The organism is Roseibium sp. MMSF_3544 (assembly GCF_030732845.1).
Classification (GTDB): Bacteria; Pseudomonadota; Alphaproteobacteria; order Rhizobiales; family Stappiaceae; genus Roseibium.
This window is the reverse complement of sequence record NZ_JASHKA010000003.1, coordinates 19,642-41,852: the sequence shown is the minus strand read 5'-3', so window position 1 is coordinate 41,852 and position 22,211 is coordinate 19,642. Positions and strand designations below refer to the sequence as shown.

Sequence of the window (22,211 nt, the reverse complement as noted above, 5' to 3'; positions counted from 1 at the left end):
TGCGCTGGACGGTGCAGGCAACTTAATAGGCTGACCCTAGAAAGTGCGCTGTTCGTTATGTGAATTTTGCTCCTCTTTGGTTGTCTGAATTTCGATTTGCTTGGCTGCATCCGCTGCATTGCAGCGCAGTCTCCATCAGGCGACGTTGGCACCTGTTCCTCCTACGTCTCCAAATCGGTCAAGAACGTTGCGCGTAACCTGTTCAACCTGCAGATCCTTGCGGTGAAGCCCCATGACCCATTCGCAAGTCGCCGATGCGAAAACTTCCCCCAAACCGGTGCGCCAGAACACCATCATCCCGCTTCCGCGGGAGCTTGTTGCCAGTGTCTCGGGTGTTATTTCGCCAGACAGCGTTTTGGCCCTGAATTCCGCGTCGCTCGCGCCGATATAGAGGGTCTCACCCCAAACTGCGCGGTCGGATTCAACGTTGGTGGCGAGCCCCATTGCCAGGATTTCGATCTCCTGTGCAGCGCCGTCGGTTCCAGCCGGGAAGGGAAGCCCATCAACGAACCTGTAGTCCAGGCCGTCCACTTCATATCCGAATATACGGCTGGAGGCGCCGAGGACGTCGCCGTAGCCAAGACCGGTTCCCGCGAACGCCCAGTGCTCGGGCCGGTAAACAGTGAACCCGGCGGCGCCATTTCCGGCGCAATTGCCGAGTTCGGCGTAAATGCCCCGCAGTCCGTTGACGCCGAATGTCAGGGCACCGGGCCGGTTCACTTCCGGGGACTCCCAAGCGCCCGTCGTCAAGCGGGCATCGGCTGTGCCAACAACCGGATCGCGTTGTGATGCCTCGTACTTGTAGCAGACCTGGCGGCGTCCCTCGTCTTCCAGACGAACCTGCCAGAGAAAATTTCCACCGAACCGCGCAACACGGCCACCCCCGCGAACGTATTCATCGACAGCATCGCGCATCGCCGCGCTCCAGTATTCGTCGTGTCCAACGAAGACAGCGCATCTGTACCTTTTCAGGAGATCCGGATCCCCGTGCAGATCGTGCTGAGTGACAAAGTCGAACGCATACCCTTCCTGATCCGCCCAACGGGCGAAGTACCGCTCGTAGCTCGCCCAACCGGCAGACGCATATTTCTTTGAGTATCCGTAGCTATAAGCCCATTCCATATAGGGGTACCGCACCATGTCGCCGGGCCGGGGTTGATGCTCGGGGACGGCTCGTGGTGCACCTTCGGGCAATTTGCAGAAGCCCCGGCTCCAGGGGCGCTGCGTCGACAGAACCGGAGAAAAGGCATCGCCGTTTTCGCCTGTGATGCCCTCATAGTGGTTCGATCCGCCCCAGCAGTTATAGGCAAGCCAGGTGCTGCTGGCGCATACAAGAACGAAGGCAACTTTCTCCGTTTCGGGAGATTGGCGGACAAGAAATACGTGATGTTCTTCGACCTGGTCCTCACCGCTGCGGGCGCGGAGCGTCACGAGATAACCACCAGGCCGCCAGTCCTGCGGGATCACAAAGGAATAGGAAGGTCGCCAGCCGCAACCAGTTACCGAACAATCTTCCGGCGTGTCCTGGTGCTGTCCCTCCAGTCCGGACTCTTCCAGGCAGGCAACGTAGTCCGATCCGTCGCGCCCGATTTCGAGGTCCCATTCGGCGGCAGTCGTCGAAACACAAAGGTCCACCTGTTCGCCGGGGAAATAAGACATTTTTGGTGTGTAGCCCCAGATCTCCAAGACGTCTTGGTCGCGCGCGGGGCCGATATAGTAGTGATCGAGAATGTGGCGGGCTCTGGCTCGCGTCCTCGGGGTGATGGCTCCGTGTTTCGACCTTGCTGTCATGGCCTCATTCCGGCAGATACTTTTCGGACCAGCGCTCGCCTGCGGCACCTGTTGCAAGCATGTCTTCGATCTCGGACGGATCGAGCCCCAAACCTGACAAGATCTCGCGGGTGTCCGCGCCGTATTTCGGCGCAGGCCCAGGGACCGTAATGCGACCTCGAACGGGCCGGACGGCATTGGGCGCAACCAGATCCACCCACCGACCCATCGGATGGGTGTCGTGTCGAACAGCGCAGAACGTCCCATTCGACAGGTCGACCGCACCTTCGCTCTCCATCTTGAGGGAGCTGTCGCGGGTCGAATGAAGTGATCCGAGGGGGACAATGGCGGCGGATGTCCCGGCCAGCCGCCTTGTCCAGAAAGCAACCGGATGTTCCCTGAAACACTCTGCAAAAGAAGCTTCGAGCGCCGCTTCATCTCCGACGTGAAGCCCTTCGAATTCGGGGACATGCTGCAGGATGTGTTCTTTCAAGGTGGGCGCTGCAAAGAACATCCAGCCGTCTGAGGCTCTGTAACAGCGATAGAACGGTCCCCAACCCCGGACGTGACGCCCGGAGGGTTCGTCGAAGGGTTTGCGGCCGGCGAAGTCATACATGAACTGGGCCTGGATCAGTTCACCTGCCGCTGCGAGCGACGCGCGTGCAATGCTGCCTTTGCCGGTCACCCGCAGCCGTTCCAGTGCGGCACCGAGCGCCGCGCACGCGCAGAACCCGGCGAGCACGTCGATCGTTCCAAAATGGGCATGCTCCTCCGGCGTTTCCGGTCCACCGCCGAAGCGGGTCATGACTCCTGTTGCTGCCTGAGCGAGATCGTCATAGCCGAGATGATCCGACTTCGGGCCGCGCAGCGGCGCTCCGAAAGCGTCAAGTTGAACAAGGATCAGTCGCGGATTGATATCGCGCAGCCTGTCTTCACTCAGGCCCAATGCGAGGCGTTGCTCGTCCGTGCCGTTCATGGTGACAACGTCGGCATCGGCGACAAGTTTCCAGAGCGTCTCTTTCCCCTCCAGCGTGCGCAGGTTCAAGAGGATGCTTTTCTTGCCGCGATGGGCCTGCAACCCGAACACGACCGCATTCCAGGGGTCGACCGATGGCGAAACCGGTTGGACAAGCGTGACCTCCGCCCCGAAGCGTGCGATCGTCGAGCCGATCGTGGGCCCAGCAATGACATTTGTCAGATCAAGCACCTTGAGGCCATCGAGCCATCCGCCGTCCTGAAGACCTTTGCTGCCCCGAACGGGCTCGCGCAACAGGTCCGGCAAATCCTGGCGAAACATGTCCGGCACTGGACCAGGCTGCTTGGCAGCGGCCGCGCTGTCACCGGCGAGCCAGCACACATTTCCCATTTGCCGCATCCGGCCATGACGCGGGTCGTCGACCTCAAGAACCAGACCAGATTGCAATGCATGAGGGTCCTGCAGCCATTCTCTGGTGCTGCGCTGCGCGGTCGCCGGGGCTTTTGCCGCACCGAAAAGCTCTTCCCATTCATGGGACGGCCTTGTTAGGAAAGCCGCTTTCATGGCTTCGGAAATCCGGACACGGTCCTTCGTACCGACGGGATAGCTGCGAAGTGCCCAGTCGGCTGGCCACTCCGTCTGGTCGAGATAGACATCGAAGTCCGGAAGGCTCTCCAACAAATCCTGAAGGCCGAGGATTTCAAGAACCCGACGTGGATGGGTTACGATCGAACAGGCGACGACGTAAAATCCTCGGCCATCCGCGCAGGTATAGGTGCGGTAGAACGGGTCCAGAAATTCGGAAAGTTCAGCAAAATCCAGATTGTTGGGCAAGCCGAGTGCCGAACGGCGCTCCAGCTCCAGTTCACGTGGCGACTTGTAGCGGTCGGGGTAGTTCTCGATCTGCTCGCAGTTGTAGACGAGGCCTTCAAAGAGGGCCGATGCGAGCGGGACTTCGATGTGATCGCCACCCGTTCGTTCACGCGCAGAGAGCGCAAAAAGAAGGGACATGGCACCGAATGCGGCCCCATAAGCCGATGCCAGTCCGAGCGGCGTGAAGGATGGATTGATACCCATCAGGCGGCGGTTCAGCCCCATATCGGTGAATTGACCGGTCCGGGCCGCAATCACCGCTTCCCAGGCTGCAATGTCCCTGAGGTCTGGATCGGTGGAGGCAAAGCCGGGCAGGGAAAGGGAGATGATGGCCGGATTGACGTCTCGAAACCTTTCCGGCGCCAGGCCGAGCCGCTCCATAACGCCGGGTCGGAAGTTGTCGATGACGACATCGGAACGCGCCACCATCGCCAGGGCGGTTCGCCTGCCTTCTTCCGATTTGAGGTCGAGTGTGAGGGCACGTTTTCCCCTCGACAGCATATCAAAGGCCGGATCCTGCCACCGCGGCCCGCCCGGAGGGTCGATGCGGATCACTTCAGCTCCGAGATCGGCGAGCATCATGCCGACAAGCGGCCCTGCCAGATAATGCCCGAAATCGAGCACCCGGATGTGCGAAAGCGGCCGTTCCTCCACGCCAAGCTCTCCGAACTTTGGTCTCCACATTGAGCAGACTATTTGAACAATTCTGGCGGGTTATGCTGAAACCGCCAAAATTGGGTCTCAAACAGCCATCGCAGCATTTCAAGAAAAATGTGATCGGAAGGGTGCGAGCGCACAAACCGTTGGCATGGGCGTCAAAAACCAGCCGAATGTCGGAAAATGCGGACCGTGTTCGGATTTGGACAGGAAAGAACCGGACCGCAGGCGCAATCTGGAGTCAAACACGACAAGATTTCGGAGAACTTCATGAGTGTTGCAGCGCGCAGCCGTAGCGGCGGCCGGGCAGGCCGCAGGGCCATCCGGACCGCACCCGACCACGACATGCTCCCCGGCTTGACCCGGAACCTGCCGCTGTGCGAACCGCTTGACGAAGACCAGATCCGCAAGCTCGACGACGCGTCCATGTCGATCCTGGAAGAGGTCGGCATCATCTTTCGCGACCCGATTGCCCTGGACGACTGGAAAAAAGCCGGCGCCAAGGTTGATGGTGAGCGGGTCTATCTTGACCGCGGCCATGTACGCGAACTGATCAGCACGATCCCCTCAAGCTTCACCTATCACGCCCGCAATCCGCAAAAGAACGTTCCGCTTGGCGGCAACCGGTCTATCTTCGTGCCGATGACAGGTGCGCCATTCCTGCGCGATCTCGATGACGTGCGGCGTAATCCGACGCTCGAAGATCTGGCCATGTTCCACAAGCTGAGCCACATGCTTCCGGCGATCCACTCAAGTGCACACCACATCGTGGAGCCCTACGACCATCCCATCAGCCACCGCCACCTGCGCATCACCTATTCGTCGATGAAACATTCCGACAAGACATTTATGGGCATGACGACGAGCCCGAAGAATGCCGAAGACGTCATTGAGATGTGCGCGATCCTGTTCGGCGAGGAGTATTTGGAAGACCATCCGGTGACGACCGGCAACTGCAACGGAAACTCACCCCTGGTCTGGGATGAGACCATGCTTGGGGCGATGCGCGCGTTTTCCAGGCGCAACCAGCCGGTGCTGTGCTCGCCCTTCGTCCTGGGCGGCGCCAACACGCCCGCCTCCGTCGTGCCGGCCGTTGCGCAGCTCAACGCAGAAGCGCTCAGCGCGCTCGCCTACACACAGGTCATCCGCAAGGGCGCCCCGGCAATCTACGGGCACTACTTGTCCACCGTCTCGATGAAGTCCGGCGCGCCGATGGCCGGGACGCCCGAGATCAGCCTGATGAACTTCCTGATCGGGCAGCTTGCGCGGCACTACGACGTACCCTGGCGCACGTCCGGATCACTCGGCGGGGCGAAGACATTCGACGCCCAGGCCGGATATGAAAGCGCAACGACGCTGAATGCCGTTATCCACGCGGGCGCTAACTACATCTGGCACACGGCCGGCTGGAACGAAGCGGGCATGCATTGTTCCGTCGCCAAATTCATCGTCGATGCCGAGCAGAGCGCGATGGTCTATCGCATGGCCGAGGGGCCGAGATGGGATGATTTCGACGAGGCTCTGGCAGCCGTGCGCGATGTCGGGCCCGGCGGACACTATCTCGGCCATCCGCACACCCAGGAAAATTTCCAGCGCGCGTTTTTCATGCCCGACATGTTCGACAACAACTCCATCGAACAATGGAAGGCTGAAGGCGAAGTCGAGATCACCGAGCGTGCGTTGAAGCAGGCGCGCAAACTCCTGTCCGAATATCAGGAACCGAAGCTGGACGAGGCCAGGAACGAAGCGCTGCTCGACTATATTGCATGCCGCGAACGCGAGATCCCGGCGGAAGATGCACTCAATCAGGACTATTGACGGTTCTGTGCAACTGAGCCCGCCGCCGGCCGGTTTAATTCATCGTTTCAATTCCGGTCGATGCCTTCAGGACACGCGCATGAAAATCAAATCGGTAGAGATCTTCCGGCATGATCTTCCGGTCAAAAACGGGCCCTATACGATGGCGAATGCCGAGGTCTGGGCGCTGGAAACAACCTTGGTCAAACTGGTTGCGGACAACGGCCTTGTCGGCTGGGGCGAAACCTGCCCAGTTGGTCCGACTTATGCTGAAGCCCATGCCCGTGGTGCACAGTCGGCGCTTCAGCAGATGGCACCAGCCCTGATCGGCGCGGAAGCCCTGCCGCTCACCGTGAACCGGACCATGCATGGTTCACTCAACGGTCATAACTACGCCAAGGCGGCCATCGACATCGCGGTTCATGACCTGATCGGCAAGCAGCACGGCGTTCGCGTCGCGGACCTGCTGGGCGGCGTCGCCAACAACAGGCTGCCGTCCTATTACGCGACCGGTGTCGGCGCGCCGGACGACATCGCAAGGCTGGCTGCGGAAAAAAGCGGTCAGGGATATCCGCGCCTTCAGATCAAGGTCGGCGGCCGGCCTGTGGAGCTGGACATCGAAACGATCCGCAAGGTCTGGGAAAAGGTCGGAGGAACTGGTGTTCGTCTGGCTGTTGACGGCAATCGTGGCTGGACGACACGAGACGCCTTGCGCGTCAGCCGCGAGTGTCCTGACATTCCGTTTGTCATGGAACAACCCTGCAACAGGATCGAAGATCTGGAGAAGATCCGTCCGCAGGTCCAGCATGCGATTTACATGGATGAAAGCGGCGTCGATCTGGCCACGGTCATTCGCGCCGCCGGTTCCGGGCTGGTCGATGGTTTCGGCATGAAGGTGACCCGCATCGGTGGGCTGCAGCAAATGGCTGCCTTCCGCGATATCTGCGAGGCGTGCAATCTGCCGCATACATGCGATGACGCCTGGGGCGGTGATATCATCGCCGCGGCCTGTACCCATGTTGCAGCGACGGTGAAGCCGCCGCTTCTGGAGGGGGTCTGGCTGGCCGAGCCCATGATTGAGACGCCGTATTCGCGGGACAATGGTGTCAGGATCAAAGACGGCCACATTGATCTGCCGACCGGTCCCGGCCTTGGTATTGATGTCAATGAAACCCTGTTTGGAACCCCCATCGCCGTTTACTGACCGGGAGATGTCTCATGCGATTTTCAGGCAAGAAAGCTCTGGTCACCGGAGCGGCCGGCGGAATAGGGCAAGCCATCACTGCGATGCTCCGCTCCGAGGGCGCGATGGTTGCGGGCGCTGACCGGATTTGTGCAAATCTTGAAGCCGAGGCCGCATTGGAGGGAAACCTGCTCGACGCGGCGTATTGCGACAACCTGCCTGCGGCTGCAGCCGAGGCGCTTGGCGGCCTCGATATTGTCGTCAACAACGCCGGCTTCATGACGCGCGGACCTGTGACGGAAACCTCCGATGCCGACCTTGGGCTTTCAATCGGTGTGAACATCGAGGCACCGCTTCGGATCTGCCGCGCCGCCATTCCGCTCATGGCGGCAAATGGCGGCGGAGCGATTGTCAACGTCGCATCCTGCTGGGGCGTCCACCCGGGCCCGAACCATGCGGTTTACTGCATGACAAAGGCGGCGATCGCGTCGCTGACCCAGTGCATGGGGCAGGATCACGCCCGCGACGGCATCAGGATCAACGCCGTCTGCCCGAACGAAGTTGACACGCCAATGCTGAGAACGGGATTTGAGATGCGCGGCTTCGATCCGCAGACCGCCATTGACGAGCTCGGCAAAACCGTACCGCTCGGGCGCGTGGCCAAACCAGACGACATTGCCGATGTGGTTCTATTCCTGGCCTCTGATGCAGCCCGCTACATGTGCGGATCCCTGGTCGAGGTCAACGGCGGCAAGTCCGTGTCATGAGACGGTTTGAGGGAAAGGTCGCCTTGGTCACGGGCGGGCGCAGCGGCATCGGCCAGGCAATTGCGCGCCGCTTTCGGGAAGAGGGGGCGGAGGTTTATACCGCGCAGCGCAGCGCCGACCCCGACTTCCCGCATGTCACGGCAGACTTTGCTGATCCGGATGCACCTGCGCGCGTGGTCGATGGCGTCACGGAGCAGGCCGGCCGGCTGGATGTCCTCGTCAACAATGCCGGGATCATGCAGGAAGCCTCGGTTGAAGACATGGAATTGGCGGATTGGCAGCGATCTCTCAATGTCAATCTCACCGCCCCGTTCCTGATGATCAAGCATGCACTGCCTCATCTTCGAAAGAATCGCGGCACGATCGTTAATGTCGGATCGATCGAGGGCATTGGCTGCAACGAACGGCACGCGGCCTATTCGGCTTCAAAAGCCGGTCTGCACGGTCTGACGCGCGCTGTCGCTGTCGACCATGGCCGGGACGGCATCAGGTGCAATGCCGTTGCACCTGGCTGGATCGACACGGACCTCAATCTGGACTTCATCAACGCCATGCCGGACCCGGAAGCGTTCAGCCATGAGGTTGGATCTATCCATCCGATTGGGCGGACGGGAAATCCGGAAGAGGTGGCTGCACTCGTCGCGTTCCTGGCTTCCTCTGAAAGCGGTTTCGTAACCGGCCAGACCTATGTCGTCGACGGCGGCCGCATGACAAGGCTGAGCCTTCCTTGACCACGGTGGAACGCGCGCAGGCTCTCTAGCGGCAAACAGGTTATTGACGGAAGGCCTGCCGGATCGCTTCCTTCATAGAGCGTATTGGCGCGGTTTCGGTCCCTTCCGCCGTGCCGATGACCAGATGCGAGACCGGTGTCGGTTCGAAACCCTCTTCGCGGCTCAACGTCTTTAGCGGCGCTTCGATGGATGTGCGCCCGAGAAGGCCGACCGCTACGCCTGCTTCGACTGCGGCTTTAACACCTGAGACGCTCTGGCTTGAATACACAACCCGATAGGATCTGTTCGCAGCTTCGAGGGATTTGATCGCCGCGTCGCGCCACCAGCAGGCCCTGTCGAACAACGCAACGGGAACAGGATCAAGAGCGGCATGGTCCATGTGAGAAAGTCCGCTCCAGTGGGTCGGATCCCGGTAAACGACTTCCTCTTGCGCGTTGACGGTTTCAACCTCATAGACGGCAAGATCGAGCAATCCCTTTGCCAGAAGTTCGGGAAAGTCGACGCTTAAGGAACATCTGACATCCAGCTCGACATAAGGATGGGACTGGGCAAAAGCCGCAATGATGCGCGTCAGTTTGGCGCGCCCGTGGTCATCGGGAATTGCCAGGCGCAGCTTTCCGCGCAGCCCGTCGGCCGTGAGTTCGCGAAGCGCCGTGTCCAGGCGTCCGGTCACTTCCTTTGCGACCGGCAAAAGCCGCTGTCCGGTATCCGACACGTTCACGCCGCGCCCGGTGCGGTCGAACAACTCCCGTCCGACGACCTCTTCCAGGCGCATGATCTGCAGGCTTGTCGCTGACTGCGACCGGCCGATCACGCGTGCGCCTTCGGTAATGCTGCCGGTTTCGGCCACCGCGAGAAATGTCCTGAGGAGTTCGCTATCCAGATTATTCATCGAAGAATTCAATATCCGATATTAAAGATATTCGTTTTACCAATTAGAGCAGCATGCCTATCCTGCGCTTGTCAAGCACAGGAGCTCCGCCATGTCCGACCGGACGGTTTCATCAAGCTTTCAAATCACGCGCCAGCATGTGGCTTTCGCCGCCTTGTTTCTTGTGGCGGGAATGGCTTGGCTCTGGCCGCATTTCACCTGGAGCGGGCTCAAGTTCACCGCACAGGGCCTGATCGACGTCGCTCCTCTTGTTGTGCCGGGCATCCTGCTGACCGCATGGATCATGTCGAGCGGTGCTGACCGGATCATCAGCCGTGCCTTTGAAGGACGTATGCTGCGGGCAGTCATTGCGGCTTCAGCGATCGGCGCAATTACACCGGTGTGCGGCGTCACCATCTTGCCGTTGATGGTTGGACTTCTGGCCGCCGGCGTTCCCTTTGCGCCGGTAATGGCGTTCTGGCTGTCCTCCCCCGTCACTGATCCGGCCATGTTGGCAACCACGGCCGCGACGCTAGGTCTGGCATTCGCACTCGGCAAGACCCTGGCGGCGTTCGCTCTGGGCCTCATGGGGGGGACAGTCACGGCTCTGATCACGGGAAGCGGGCCCGGGCAATCCGTGTTGCGAACCGGCGGCCTTGCAGCCGACTTGTCGGCCGGATCCTGTTGCGGTGCTGGCGCATTCGAACCGCGTGTCTGGCGGGACCAGGACCGGCGCCAAGCGTTTTTTCGCCAGGCCGCGGCGACGACGCGCCTGATCCTGATCTGCCTGATCCCTGCCTTCTACGCCGAATACGCCCTTAATGCTGCCATCACGCCCGGGTCGCTTGCCCAGTATGTCGGCGACGACAAGTGGTGGGCGATCCCGGCTGCCGTGTTCGTCGGCGCACCGGCCTATATCGACGGCTACGCCGCGCTGCCGCTTACCCGCGGTCTGGTCGACAACGGCATGTCACCCGGTGCGGCGATGGCGTTTCTGGTCTCCGGCGGCGTCGTCAGCATCTGGGGCGCCCTGGCGATCTTCCCGGTCCTGAAGCTGCGTCCGTTCCTGCTCTATTTGGCCCTGGCCGTAACTGGCTCGCTGATTGCCGGGTATGTTTTCGGTTGGGTGGTTTAGGATTGCGCGAAAGCCTGAGCCAACACCAGCTGATGCCGAACCTTCATCCTGAGGAGCGCAGGTATGCACGTCTCGAAGGATGGGCCGCGCACTCCTGACTATGCCGCCCATCCTTCGAGACGGGCTTTTAACCCTCCTCAGGATTAGGTGTCGGGTGTGAACCGGATCGGCGTTACTGTCCAACCAGATTCCGCTTGGGTCGCTCGTCATCCCCGACTTGATCGGGGATGACCGTCCCAAAAAAGCGCAACCGTTCACCACCGGCAACAAAAGTGTCCCGATATCTACTCCGCCGACGCCCGCCATTCTTTCCAGCGCAGGACGATGTTGGCGCCTATTTCGCGGAAGGGCTGAGGGGGCAGTTTCTTCGGCTGTGCCTCGGCCGTGAAATGCCGTGTGATTTCCGTTGAAAGACCGCAGGCAAGGTCGGCTGCGCCAATGCCGGTCAGGGTTCCGCGCGCGGTTCCGAGGCCGTTCTGCACGCAGCCGGAATAAACACCGTCTTCCAGCTCGCGCATGACGGCGACGGAATTGAGGCTGAGGCACAAGTGCCCGGCCCATTGATATTCCATCTTGATACCGGCGAGCTGCGGAAAACGCTGATCGAACTTCTGCTGCATCACCCGTGCTGCTCTCTGAAGACTTTTGGCCCCCGGGTGCATGTTCGGTTTGAGCAGGGCACAGGTTCGGGTGACGATCCTGTTGCCGCCCTGACCCATGTCAATCCGGCGCATGGTCGTGCCCATCGGATCCGAAGGCGTCACGCCCCAGCGCGGCGCGCCACCAAGTTTTGACAGGGCATCGTCGTCCAGCTCCGGTGTCATGACTGCAAACAGAAAAAGCTGCATCAGCCGGTCGCGTTCGAAGCCGAAGCTTTCCAGGTGGCCGTTGACCGTCAGGATGATCTTCTGCGCCGAGACTTCACCGCCCGGCGTCTGCACCTGCCAGCAGGTTCCCTGTCGCAGAAATCGCGTAACGGGACTTTGCTCAAAAACGCGCACGCCGGCTTGTCGCAGTCCGCTGACAAGGCCGCGAATATAGCCCGCCGGCTGCAGCATGACTGTGCCTGGCGTAAAGAGACCGGAGTGATAGTGCCGGCTTCCGGTGATCTCCGCCATCTGCCGGGCATCCAGCATCTCGAACGTCTCGCTGAGACTGTTCAGGTGTTTGGCGTAGCTTTCGTTGTGCTCGGTCGCCTTGGTGCTTGCGGCGCCGTTTATCTTGCCGGCTCTGTCGAAGAAATTCGCGTCAATCCCGTAATCGTCGACGGCATCGCCCGCAAAGGCGATGGCCTTGCGGTTGAGCGAGGTTACTGCCTGATCGTCACCCGCTCCCGCATAGTCTTCAGAGTTGAGTTCGTGTGGCAGATCGATCATGAAGCCGGAATTCCGCCCGGCGGAGCTTTCGGCAATTCGGCAAGCGTCCAGGACGACAACATTCAGGGAGGATTCGATCTGGGTGAGACGCCGCGCTGCAGAGAGCCCGGCAAAGCCGGCCCCGATGACAACGACATCGGCCGTCGTGGACTCCTTGAGCGCCTGCGGGGCCGGCTGGTCCGCCAGTATCCGGTTCCAGGCCGCCGGTCCCTTGAGGTCCGGCAGCGATTTGGCGGACCAGATCGTCGTCATCCGACGGCCTCGTCCTCGTCATCGGAAAGATCCAGCCAGATCGTCTTGATCTGGGTGTACTGATCATGCGCTGAAAGACTGTTGTCGCGCCCGCCGAAGCCGGACTGCTTGAAGCCGCCGAAGGGTGTCGCGATATCGCCCTCGCCGAAACAGTTTACCGTTACGGTTCCTGCCCGGATCGAGCGTGCCCCGCGCAGTGCCTTTTTCGCATTTGCCGTGAAGATCGACGCGGCAAGACCGTATTCCGTCGAATTGGCCAGGTCGATCGCCTCGTCGAAACCGCTGACGGTCAGAACGTTCAGGACGGGCCCGAAGATCTCCTCACGTGCAACAGTGGACTCCGCCGATGCTTCCAGGATGGTCGGCTCGACAAAGGCGCCGTCCTTCGCCTTGCCGCCCATGAGAACCGTCGCCCCGGTGTCCAGGTAGGAGCAGACCTTGCCGAAATGCTCCGGCGAGACCAGCGCACCGACCCGGTGTTCCGGATCGAGCGGATCCCCCATGGTCCACTCGCGAGCATGCGCAAAAATCCGCTCAAGAAGTGCGTCCTTGATCTCTTTTTCAACGATCAGCCGCGAGCTGGCGGAGCAGTTTTCACCCATGTTCCAGAATGCGCCGTTGACGACATGCGCGGCAACACGATCAAGATTTTCGGCGTCTTTCAAAACGACGCTCGGGTTCTTGCCACCCATCTCCAGAACGACTTCCTTCAGGTTGCTGTCCGCGGCATAGCGCAGGAAGCGGCGACCGGTTTCGGTGGAACCGGTGAAGGAGATCATGTCGACGTCCATATGGCTGCCGAGGGGTTCTCCGACTTCCGGGCCGGAACCGGGAACGACATTCAGAACACCGCGCGGAATGCCGGCTTCCGAGGCGAGCTCGGCGACGCGAAGAGCAGTCAACGAGGTTTCTTCCGCCGGTTTGACGACGACTGAGCAACCAGCGGCGAGGGCCGGTCCAATTTTCCAGGCCAACATCAGCAGCGGAAAGTTCCAGGGCAACACAAGGCCGACGACACCGACCGGTTCGCGCACGATCATGGCGATATGATCGTCCGAGGCAGGCGACACCTGATCGTAGATCTTGTCGATGGCTTCCGCATGCCATTTCAGGCAGTGGATGGTTTCAGGAACATCTACGGTCTCGCAGTCGAAGATGGTTTTGCCGCTGTCGAGGCTTTCCATGACAGCGAGTTCGCGGCGGTTGCGGGTCAGGAGCTTGGCGAAGCGGATGAGAATGTCCTTGCGCTCTGACGGATGCATTTTCGACCAGCGGCCATCCTCGAAGGCTTCGCGTGCCTTCAACACGGCAAAATCGACGTCCTCCGCGCCGCAGGCAGCGATCTCGGCAAGTGTTTCACCCGTCGCCGGATTTATGGTCTGAAATGTCTTGCCCGATTGCGCAGGCCGGTAACCGCCATCGATGAATGCGTTTGTCGGCAGAGCGAGCTTGGCCGCGAGCGCCTTGTATTCCTCGCGAGTGAGAAGATCCGTCATGCTCATGCTCCCGCCGTAATGTCTTCGATTGTGGATTTCAGAACGCGAATGACCTGTTCGAGCTGACGCTTGTCATCCTTGTTGAGTGCCTTTAGCGGCGGTCTCGGCGGACCGGCGTAAAGACCGGTCATTTCAACGCCGTGTTTGACGCACTGAATGAATTTGCCGCCCTGTTCCAGGACGCGCATCAGCGGCATCATCGCCGACATGATCCGGCGGCCCTTTGTGAAGTCTCCGTCCACCGCACAGGCCCGGTAAAGTGCGACATGCTCGTGAGGCAGGAAATTCGATCCGGCGCAGACCCAGCTGCGCGCGCCCCATGCAAAGAACTCCAGCGCCTGATCGTCCATGCCGCAGGACATCTGGATATGCGGGTAGTCGCGGGCCAGCAGATGCACCCTGTTAATGTCGCCGGAGCTTTCCTTGATGGCACAGACATTGCGCGAACGGCCAACCCGGTCGAGGAACTCCTCGCCCATGTTGACGCCCATCCGGCCCGGGTAGTTGTAGAGCATGATCGGTAGGTCGGCCGCCCGGTCGATGGTCAGAACGTTGAGCGCATTCTCACGCTCGGTCGGAACCGCATAGGGCGGCGTTGCCACCAGGAGCGCCGCCGCTCCCAGCTTGGCCCCACCTTCCGCCAGGGCGATTGAGTCCGGGGTCCGCATGGTGCCGGTTCCGACGATCAGGGGCAGCCGGTCTGCAAGTTTATCCCTTGTGAACTTTGCTAATTCGAGGCGCTCCTCGACGGTCTGGGTATAGTTCTCTCCGGTCGAACCGCCCGAGATCAGCCCGTGAACACCGCTTTCAACCAGATGGTCGATCACCTTTTCCAGGGCGTCCCAGACAACATTACCGTCGTCGTCATAGGGCGTGACCACGGGCGTATAGATGCCCTCGAACGTCATTATGGGTTTCATTTCTGCCTCATGCGGATTTTTGTTTTGGTGGTGCACCGAGCGGTGCTTCCAGCCCGGCGGGCATCACGAACAATTCGATTTGGTCGCGTGACAGCGCCCAGTGTTCGAGTGCGAGTTCGGCAGCCCGGTCCTCGTCGCCGCTCTCGATACAGGCGATCATCTCGTCATGCTGCCGGCAGGCGAGTGCAAGACGGTCATCTGCTGCGCCGGTTTTCGGACGGAAAAAGGTCATCGCAATCCGGGTGTGGTCGATGAGCAGCCGGTCAAGGCTTGCGAGCAGATAGCTGTTACCTGCCATGTGCCCGGTAATGCGATGGAACTGGTCATTGGTCAGGGCCCGTTCGGTCACGTTGCCGGAGGCAAGGGCGCTCCGGAAGGCTTCCTGCGCAGTTTTGAGCTCTTCGATCTGGGACGGTCTTGCATTCTGGACCGCGAGGCGCAGGATCGCGCTGTAGATCAGCGGCGCTGCAAGGAAAAAGTCGCGGAGCGTGTAATGGGTCATGTCGGAAACCCGCGCGCCCCTGTTCAGCTGCAGCGTCACGTAACCTTCTCCGGAGAGCTGCTGCAGCACCTCACGCAAAGGTGTTCGCGACAGGCCATAGCGATCGCACAGCTCGCTTTCTTCCAAAGCGCTGCCGGGTTGGCGCTCAAGCGTCAGGATTTCCCGCTTCAGGTCTTCATAAGCAACGGATTTGGCTGTGCCGCGCACGTTGGGCATGGGAGCGTTCCCCTTCCGATTTTTGTTGACCTGCTTGTATACATGATGAATACAATAGCAACACAATAATTATACAAAGGCGTCCTCAGCCTGTATGAGCCTGAGGCGACAGAGGCCGGAGAAAAGCGACATGCCCTGCACAACCGACGTCACCTTTCTGCTGCTTGACGATTTTTCTCACATTGCGTTTTCCTGTGCGGTCGAGCCGCTGAGGATCGCCAACCTGCTGTCTGGCAAGGAACTCTACCGCTGGCAGCTGGCATCACCTACAGGTGACAGGGCAACCTGTTCGAACAGGACCGTGACACTCGTCGACCAGGGTCTCGACCCGCTTCCCTCAAGAAGTAGCCTTTTTCTGATTTCCGGCTTGAATGTCGGGGAGCGCGCGTCATCCGACGTTCTGTCCTTCATCCGCCGGGAGCGCGCGCGCGGTACCCGGATCGGTGCCATCTGCTCCGGAGCCTTTGTGCTTGCCAAGGCGGGACTTCTGAACAACCGGCGCGCTGCCATGCACTGGGCCTTCCACGACAGCTTCCAGGAGAATTTTCCGGAGGTCGAACTGGTCCGCAACGTGTTCGTTGCAGATGAAGCCTTTGTCACCGCCTCAGGCGGGACGGCAGCCACCGACCTGATGCTGCATCTGATCGGAGAGGCGCACGGCGTTGATCTCTCCATGGCGATCGCCGACCAGATGGTCTATTCGGGCGTTCGCCCGGCGCACGCGACGCAGCAGATCTCGGTCCAGGCCCGTTACGGGATCCGCAATCCGCATATTGCGGAAGCGATCCGGCTGCTCAACGAAAGCGCACCCTATTTTATGCCGACATCTGAAATCGCGCGGCGGATCGGCATTTCGACCCGTCAGCTTGAGCGGTTGTTCCAGAAGCATCTGAAAATGTCTCCGAAGAAATTCGCGATCAATCAGAAGCTCACCAAGGCACGGAATCTTCTGCTTCAGACCGAGCAGTCGATTTCGGAAATTGCGCTTGCCTGCGGTTACGAGTCCCCATCGCATTTCATCCGCACCTACCAGAACCGTTTCGGCGTCACGCCGCACAACCAGCGTGTCTTCGCGCAGGACACCCAGGCGGTGCACCAGATGGCCTGAGGCCGTTCGGTCCAATTCGGATAAGGAAGTTCGTCTGCGAGAACGCCGGCGAGGACGGAACGTAAGCTCTTCCGCTCAAGAGTTGGTTTGCCGCAGATCGCGTTTCCGGCGGAATAAATTGTATCTTTCTTCCTGCGACGGGTCTGCGCGCCGTCCTGTTCGTTCTCCTCAAGGGTCTCGCCCCTGAATTCCCGATTGAAATTGTGCCCGCATCGATTACAAGCGGAAACGCTCCGGTAAACTGAAAGACAGGGGCGACGACCGGGAGACGCGCGGAGAGCGCGCAGCTGAATAGGAAGTGACACATGACGGGTTCGAGAATTGTCCTGATTGACCGCCATCCAGGCCGGTCCGCGCAAACGATCGGAGTGGCCGTGGAACTGGGCACCGATCCTGATCTCATTCACGAACCGTCCGTCGGCGTCGTTGGAACAAAGGGCGACAGCCAGTGTTACCTGGGTGTTGCCGCCAAGGTTGACGCCATTCACGAACACCTGAAATCGCGTATCGGTAACGATGAAGGCCAGCTGAAGTACCGGCTGGTCCAGCCGGAATTCACCATTGCGACATCGGATGGCATTCGCAACGGCACGCGTGAAATGCGGTATTCCCTGATCGGCCGGGAAATCACCAATGATGGCCTGTGCGAACACCTGGAAGCATCAGGGCTTGCCGGCACGATCGCTGTCGTCGCGTGCGACAAGCCGCCGGTCGGCACCATGGCGGCGGTTCTGGAACACAATGAACCGGCGATCATCATGTCCGACGGCACCATCCGTCCGGGCAAGGATCCGGAAACCGGCGAGATGCTCGATATCGTCAGCGCCTACCAGGTCGCCGGTCACCCGGATGCCGCTCATCGGCATCGCATTGCCTGCCACGCGTGCCCCGGCATCGGCAGCTGCGGCGGCATGTTCACCTACAACACCATGCAAACCTTCATTGGCGTGGTCGGCCTGCAGCCATTGCACATGGTCGCGCCGCCGTCCGACGATCCGCGCCGTCTTGAGGAATTCCCCCAGCAGCTCGTGTCCTATCTCGCGGCCATGATGGAAAAGGGTTTGAAACCGCGCGACATCGTCAAGCGCGATTCCATTCGAAACGCGGTGATTGTGGCCATGGCGATCGGCGGATCGACAAACGTTGTGCTGCACGTGCCGGAAATTGCCCGCGCAGCCGGTTATGAACACTTCTGGCGCGATGTCATGACGCCCGAGGAATTCAATCACCTTTCCAAGAACGTGGTGCCGGTCCTGACCAATGCCCGCCCCTACGGCAAGTATTCCATGCTGGATATTGACCGCGTCGGTGGCGTCCAGGTGATCGTCAAGGAGCTTCTCGATGCCGGGCTCCTGAATGGTGACATGATGACCTGCACCGGCCGGACGCTTGCCGAACAGGTCGCTGATCTTGACGCTGCCGCTCCCGATGGCGACGTTATTCACACCGTGGCTGAGCCGTTCAAACCGACGGGCGGTCTCAGAATGCTCGGCGGCAACCTGTCACCGGATTTCTCGGCGATCTTGAAACTCGCCGGTGTTGAAGGCGGTCTGGAAGACAATCTCTTCAAGGGCCGCGCACGTGTGTTTGAAGGCGAGGCAGGCTTGATCAAGGCGCTTGATGAAGCCCCGGATAGCTTTCAGGACCACGACATGGTCATCGTGCGCTATGACGGCCCGAGCGGCGGTCCGGGCATGCCGGAAATGCTCGATCCGACGTCTCGCATTACAACCCTCTGCCGTGAACGCGGCATCGTCGTCGCACTGATGACAGACGCCCGCTTTTCTGGCGGGTCGGTCGGTCTTGTCATCGGCCATGTTGGTCCGGAAGCTGCTCTCGGTGGCCCGATCGCCTTCGTTGAGGACGGCGACGAGATTGTTGTCGATCTCAATACCAACACACTCGACTGCCCGGCACTGGATGATCCGGCGACCTTGTCAGCCCGCAAGGCGGTCTGGGAGAAAGCTGTTGCGGACAATGGCGGCATTCATCCGAATTGCGGCATCGCGGACACCCGTCTTCTGCACAGGGCCCGCCACACGGCCGTTCCGGCGGTTCGCGGCGGCGGCCTGCATCCGAACCGCGAAGTCTGGGTGCGGGACATGAGACCTGCAGAAAAGTCCGGCTTCGAACCACGCAACCGGCATCGGTGAACCTGGACAAGTGGCGAGTTTTCGTTGCCTCTTGAAGGACGTAAATCCGGACGGTCTCAAGACGGCGCTCTGCGCCGTCATTTTTTACAATTTCGGTTCCTGTTGATTTGTTTCCTCCCTGCGGCTTGATAAATGGATCGTGCAGCGCACTAAAATTCAGGCTCTACGGCATTTCCATAGGGCGGCTACAACGGCACCGAATTCAAATCGCGCAAAAGTTGTGTTAGAGGGTGTGCGCTTACCGCCGTAAGGCGAAGTGTGTGCAGGTCGCTAGAGCGACGAATTTGGAGCAAGCCTTGCGGAAGTTCTGTAGATGTCTTGCCGTAGCAGTAACGGTCTCGTTGAGTTCAGCCTGCGCTGTATTTCCGGTGCCACGCGACATAACACCCGAAATATCCGGCATTTTGCTGAACGATGGTGTGCCGGTCACGGGTTCAGAAATAGTTCTGATATCGTCGTCTCCACCTTCAAATGACGCCCGGAAACTTCCGGAAGGTGTGCGGCAGGCATCCACTGTCACGGACCGCAACGGCCGGTTCACCCTCGGCCCGATCACCGAAGTCAAAATGGTGCATCCGCTTTATGGCGACGAGCTCATCGCCTATTCGCTGCTTATCAGGCACAAAGACAAGCAATACGTTGGGTACAGCTCCAGCGGCACCGGTTTGATAAGCGGGAAGATTGACGGCACGTGTGACTTAGCTAAACCGAAAGCATTCGGGAATGCCATGAGATATTGCGACCATAACAGGTTGAAAAAATAAGTCGGCAAATCAGAAGGTTGGTTACCGGGCCAGAACAAGCGCGCAGCGCTGCGGAAATCAACTTTTGATCCGGCAATGAAGCGTCTACGAAGCGTTCGACCGCTGTTTCAAGATCTGCCGGTCAGCCCGTAAGGATTTGCAGCGCGGTCGCAACGGCGTAGAGCGGCGGCTATGAATTTTCCGGACTGCTTTCGCGTTCTCCGGATTTCGAGATCCTGCTCCGGCGCCAAGCACCCAGCCTTGCCCTTGCCGCGAATTCAGCCGCTTTTATATTACCGCGTTGAAGAGCCACCCGGTCGTCGGGGCATGCGAACAGTCCATCGCGTGGTAGAGAACCCGCGAGAGGAGTCAAGCATTTGTCCCTGCGGCCCAAAATGGGAAGCAAACCACATGACCGATCCCGTGATCGCCCAGAAAGCACCGTTTGCCGTCGAAGTGGAGGCCGGCAAGTCCTATTTCTGGTGCGCCTGCGGCAAGAGCGCCAACCAGCCCTTTTGCGATGGCAGTCATAAGGACACGGGCATTTCACCGGTGAAATACACGGCGGAAAAGGACGGCCGTGCGTTTTTCTGCGGCTGCAAGAAGTCCGAAGGCGCTCCGCTCTGTGACGGCACCCACTCTAAGCTCTGACAGCTAACGGGCAGACGCCTTGTAAGACTGGTCGAGCGCGCGAGCGCTGACGTCAATCTGAAGCGTTCATCGTAAACTCGCCAATTGAAACGGCTTTGGAAAGGGCAGCTTCGGTCGCGCCGACGAGGCTTGCGCGGGGTGAATCCCGCCGGCTGACCAAACCGAGCACCCGGCTCGGGCCATTGTCTCCGAGCGACAGAGTTTTCAAAGGCAAGCGTTCCCGTTCCCGGATGCAGCGCTGCGGCACGATGGAAATCCCGAGTTCAGCAGCGACCATGCTCGAAATCGCTTCCAGCCCTTCCAGCTCCATCGCGTCCTTTACTGAAATCTCGTTGGTCTGCAGCCAGGTTTCGATTTGTTTGCCGACAACCGCTTCCCTGTTGAAGCGGATAAACGGGTGCGAGCGCAACAGCTCTTCCGGGGAGAGGTTCTCGGTGTTACGAGAAACGAGAAGCACCAGGTCTTCGCGCGCAAGCTTGGAAAAGCGCATGGATTTGGAGAGCACGTCCGGGCGCGAGATGACGGCGGCGTGAACCTGACCGCGATCGATTTGAGTGAGCAGATGGTTCGACAATCCAGGGACAATTCGAACGCGAATGCCCGGATGCCGGTTCTTGAGTTCAGAAAGCGCAAGGGGCACCAGTCCCGTCAGCGTCGTCGGAACCGCACCAAGGATAAGGTCTCCGGATATCTCGTCCTTGGGCGACACGCGGTCGGCAAGGGTGTCGTAGGCGGCAATGACGGCTTCCGCCTCGCCGACCAATGCGAGACCGGTCTCCGTCAGTTTGGGAGTCCGCTGGGATCTTTCAAACAACGTCAGGTCCCAGGCCTCCTCCAGATGCCGCATCTGCAAGCTGACAGCGGACGGCGTGAGGTGTTCGGCTTCTGCCGCGGCGCGAAAGCTACCATGCCGATGGATTGAGAGGAGCGTGCGCAGGGCGCGAATGCTCATGACGGATCTTCCTCGTCTGGTGCGCAGATCCCTTTTATTAAATTTTCTTTATGTAAGGATCAAGAATATATCACTTTAATCAATTTCTTCTTATGATTATTGTGGCGACCAGTCACGAATGCACCGGAATTTCAAGAGGCTCCCAATGGTCGCTCCCAGGACAAACGATTACCAATTGATCACGGCAAAACCGTTTGCTCCAAATCTGGGTGCTGAGATTTACGGGATGGATCTGAGCGAGCATGTGCCGGACGAACAATTCAATGAAGTCCGGGATGCATTCCACAGGTACCAGGTTCTGTTCTTCAAGGATCAGAAGGAAGTACCGCCTGCCCAGCACATCGCATTTGGCAAGCGCTTCGGCCCGCTGCACGCGCACCCCGCCGCTCCGACGATGGAAGGCTATCCGGAAATCTTCGAAATTCACGCCACAAAGGACTCGAAAGTGGCAAACGGAGAGTTCTGGCATTCCGACGTCTCGTGCGATGAGACGCCCCCGCTCGGCACCATGCTGCAGATCCACATCATGCCGCCGTGCGGCGGGGATACGATGTTCAGCGACATGTATGCCGCCTATGAGGATTTGTCCGAACCAATAAAAGAGATGCTCGGTGGTCTATCCGCTCTGCACACTTCCGAGCATATCTACAAGGGCCGCTACAGCGACCGGGGCAAGAAGGATACCGATATCGCGTGCCCGGAAGCGATCCATCCGGTCGTCCGCACACATCCTGAAACGGGCCGCAAATCGCTCTTCGTGAACAGGACCTTCACGACCAGGATTATGGGCCTTACGGATCATGAAAGCGACGCGATCCTGAACATGCTCTTTGAGCATGCAGAGCACATCAACTACCAGATCCGCTTCCGCTGGTCGTTGAACGACATGGCTTTCTGGGACAATCGCTGCTGCATGCATCGTGCGATCTGGGACTATTGGCCGGAGGAACGAAAAGGCCGGCGTGTCACGGTCAAGGGCGAGAGGCCGATCTAGGGTCGGGATCCAGTTTTCGCTCGCAACCTATTCCGTTAAAGACCTCGATGTACGCAAATCGCCGGCAAGCCACTGCTCTGCCTCATGC

Annotated in this window: 17 protein-coding genes; 9 read left to right on the top strand and 8 right to left on the bottom strand. The window is 59.7% G+C overall.

Annotated features, from left to right (window positions below):
• Positions 1-135: 135 nt before the first annotated feature.
• Both RBB47_RS04935 and RBB47_RS04930 read right to left on the bottom strand, forming a co-directional pair.
• On the bottom strand, positions 136-1,791 hold the full coding sequence (locus RBB47_RS04935) for a N,N-dimethylformamidase beta subunit family domain-containing protein (RefSeq protein ID WP_305984637.1): 1,656 nt from the start codon (positions 1,789-1,791) through the stop codon (positions 136-138).
• Between the two features lie 4 nt (positions 1,792-1,795).
• Positions 1,796-4,273, bottom strand: coding sequence for a CoA transferase (locus RBB47_RS04930; RefSeq protein ID WP_305984636.1), 2,478 nt, complete (start codon positions 4,271-4,273; stop codon positions 1,796-1,798).
• Between the two features lie 273 nt (positions 4,274-4,546).
• On the opposite strand from RBB47_RS04930, the gene RBB47_RS04925 reads away from it, so the two are divergent.
• From RBB47_RS04925 to RBB47_RS04910, 4 genes are all read left to right on the top strand, one after another.
• Complete coding sequence (locus RBB47_RS04925; RefSeq protein WP_305984635.1) at positions 4,547-6,094, top strand: trimethylamine methyltransferase family protein; 1,548 nt, start codon at positions 4,547-4,549, stop codon at positions 6,092-6,094.
• Positions 6,095-6,173: 79 nt separating this feature from the next.
• Positions 6,174-7,277: a mandelate racemase/muconate lactonizing enzyme family protein gene (locus RBB47_RS04920; protein ID WP_305984634.1), complete on the top strand. Its 1,104-nt coding sequence runs from the start codon at positions 6,174-6,176 to the stop codon at positions 7,275-7,277.
• Positions 7,278-7,291: 14 nt separating this feature from the next.
• A complete protein-coding gene (locus tag RBB47_RS04915) occupies positions 7,292-8,023 on the top strand; it encodes an SDR family NAD(P)-dependent oxidoreductase (RefSeq protein WP_305984633.1) in 732 nt (243 codons plus the stop codon).
• Positions 8,020-8,754, top strand: coding sequence for an SDR family NAD(P)-dependent oxidoreductase (locus RBB47_RS04910; RefSeq protein ID WP_305984632.1), 735 nt, complete (start codon positions 8,020-8,022; stop codon positions 8,752-8,754). Before RBB47_RS04915 ends, RBB47_RS04910 begins: the two co-directional genes overlap by 4 nt.
• Before the next feature lie 40 nt (positions 8,755-8,794).
• On the opposite strand, the gene RBB47_RS04905 is transcribed toward RBB47_RS04910, so the two are convergent.
• On the bottom strand, positions 8,795-9,646 hold the full coding sequence (locus tag RBB47_RS04905; RefSeq protein ID WP_305984631.1) for a LysR substrate-binding domain-containing protein: 852 nt from the start codon (positions 9,644-9,646) through the stop codon (positions 8,795-8,797).
• A 91-nt stretch (positions 9,647-9,737) separates the two neighbouring features.
• Here RBB47_RS04905 and RBB47_RS04900 point away from each other — a divergent pair, with 91 nt between their 5' ends.
• On the top strand, positions 9,738-10,760 hold the full coding sequence (locus tag RBB47_RS04900; protein WP_305984630.1) for a permease: 1,023 nt from the start codon (positions 9,738-9,740) through the stop codon (positions 10,758-10,760).
• Positions 10,761-11,044: 284 nt separating this feature from the next.
• On the opposite strand, the gene RBB47_RS04895 is transcribed toward RBB47_RS04900, so the two are convergent.
• The 4 genes from RBB47_RS04895 to RBB47_RS04880 are packed head-to-tail and all read right to left on the bottom strand — an operon-like array spanning position 11,045 to position 15,522.
• A complete protein-coding gene (locus tag RBB47_RS04895) occupies positions 11,045-12,388 on the bottom strand; it encodes an FAD-binding oxidoreductase (protein WP_305984629.1) in 1,344 nt (447 codons plus the stop codon).
• Positions 12,385-13,884 (bottom strand): aldehyde dehydrogenase, encoded by a 1,500-nt coding sequence (locus RBB47_RS04890; RefSeq protein ID WP_305984628.1) that lies wholly within the window; start codon positions 13,882-13,884, stop codon positions 12,385-12,387. The genes RBB47_RS04895 and RBB47_RS04890 overlap by 4 nt, the downstream gene beginning before the upstream one ends.
• Before the next feature lie 2 nt (positions 13,885-13,886).
• Positions 13,887-14,792 carry a dihydrodipicolinate synthase family protein gene (locus RBB47_RS04885; RefSeq protein WP_305984999.1) on the bottom strand — a complete coding sequence of 302 codons (906 nt, stop codon included), beginning with the start codon at positions 14,790-14,792 and terminating at the stop codon, positions 13,887-13,889.
• A 19-nt stretch (positions 14,793-14,811) separates the two neighbouring features.
• Positions 14,812-15,522 (bottom strand): GntR family transcriptional regulator, encoded by a 711-nt coding sequence (locus RBB47_RS04880; RefSeq protein ID WP_371932739.1) that lies wholly within the window; start codon positions 15,520-15,522, stop codon positions 14,812-14,814.
• Between the two features lie 130 nt (positions 15,523-15,652).
• On the opposite strand from RBB47_RS04880, the gene RBB47_RS04875 reads away from it, so the two are divergent.
• The 3 genes from RBB47_RS04875 to RBB47_RS04865 all read left to right on the top strand — a co-directional run bounded on the left by RBB47_RS04875 (position 15,653) and on the right by RBB47_RS04865 (position 20,177).
• Positions 15,653-16,630 carry a GlxA family transcriptional regulator gene (locus tag RBB47_RS04875; RefSeq protein ID WP_305984627.1) on the top strand — a complete coding sequence of 326 codons (978 nt, stop codon included), beginning with the start codon at positions 15,653-15,655 and terminating at the stop codon, positions 16,628-16,630.
• Between the two features lie 305 nt (positions 16,631-16,935).
• Positions 16,936-18,783: a dihydroxy-acid dehydratase gene (locus RBB47_RS04870; RefSeq protein WP_305984626.1), complete on the top strand. Its 1,848-nt coding sequence runs from the start codon at positions 16,936-16,938 to the stop codon at positions 18,781-18,783.
• A 1,154-nt stretch (positions 18,784-19,937) separates the two neighbouring features.
• Positions 19,938-20,177, top strand: coding sequence for a CDGSH iron-sulfur domain-containing protein (locus RBB47_RS04865; protein WP_305984625.1), 240 nt, complete (start codon positions 19,938-19,940; stop codon positions 20,175-20,177).
• A gap of 52 nt (positions 20,178-20,229) precedes the next feature.
• On the opposite strand, the gene RBB47_RS04860 is transcribed toward RBB47_RS04865, so the two are convergent.
• Entirely contained in the window at positions 20,230-21,129 is a 900-nt protein-coding gene (locus RBB47_RS04860) for a LysR family transcriptional regulator (protein ID WP_305984624.1), read from the bottom strand.
• 145 nt (positions 21,130-21,274) lie between these two features.
• Here RBB47_RS04860 and RBB47_RS04855 point away from each other — a divergent pair, with 145 nt between their 5' ends.
• Positions 21,275-22,123: a TauD/TfdA family dioxygenase gene (locus tag RBB47_RS04855; protein WP_305984623.1), complete on the top strand. Its 849-nt coding sequence runs from the start codon at positions 21,275-21,277 to the stop codon at positions 22,121-22,123.
• Positions 22,124-22,211 lie beyond the last annotated feature (88 nt).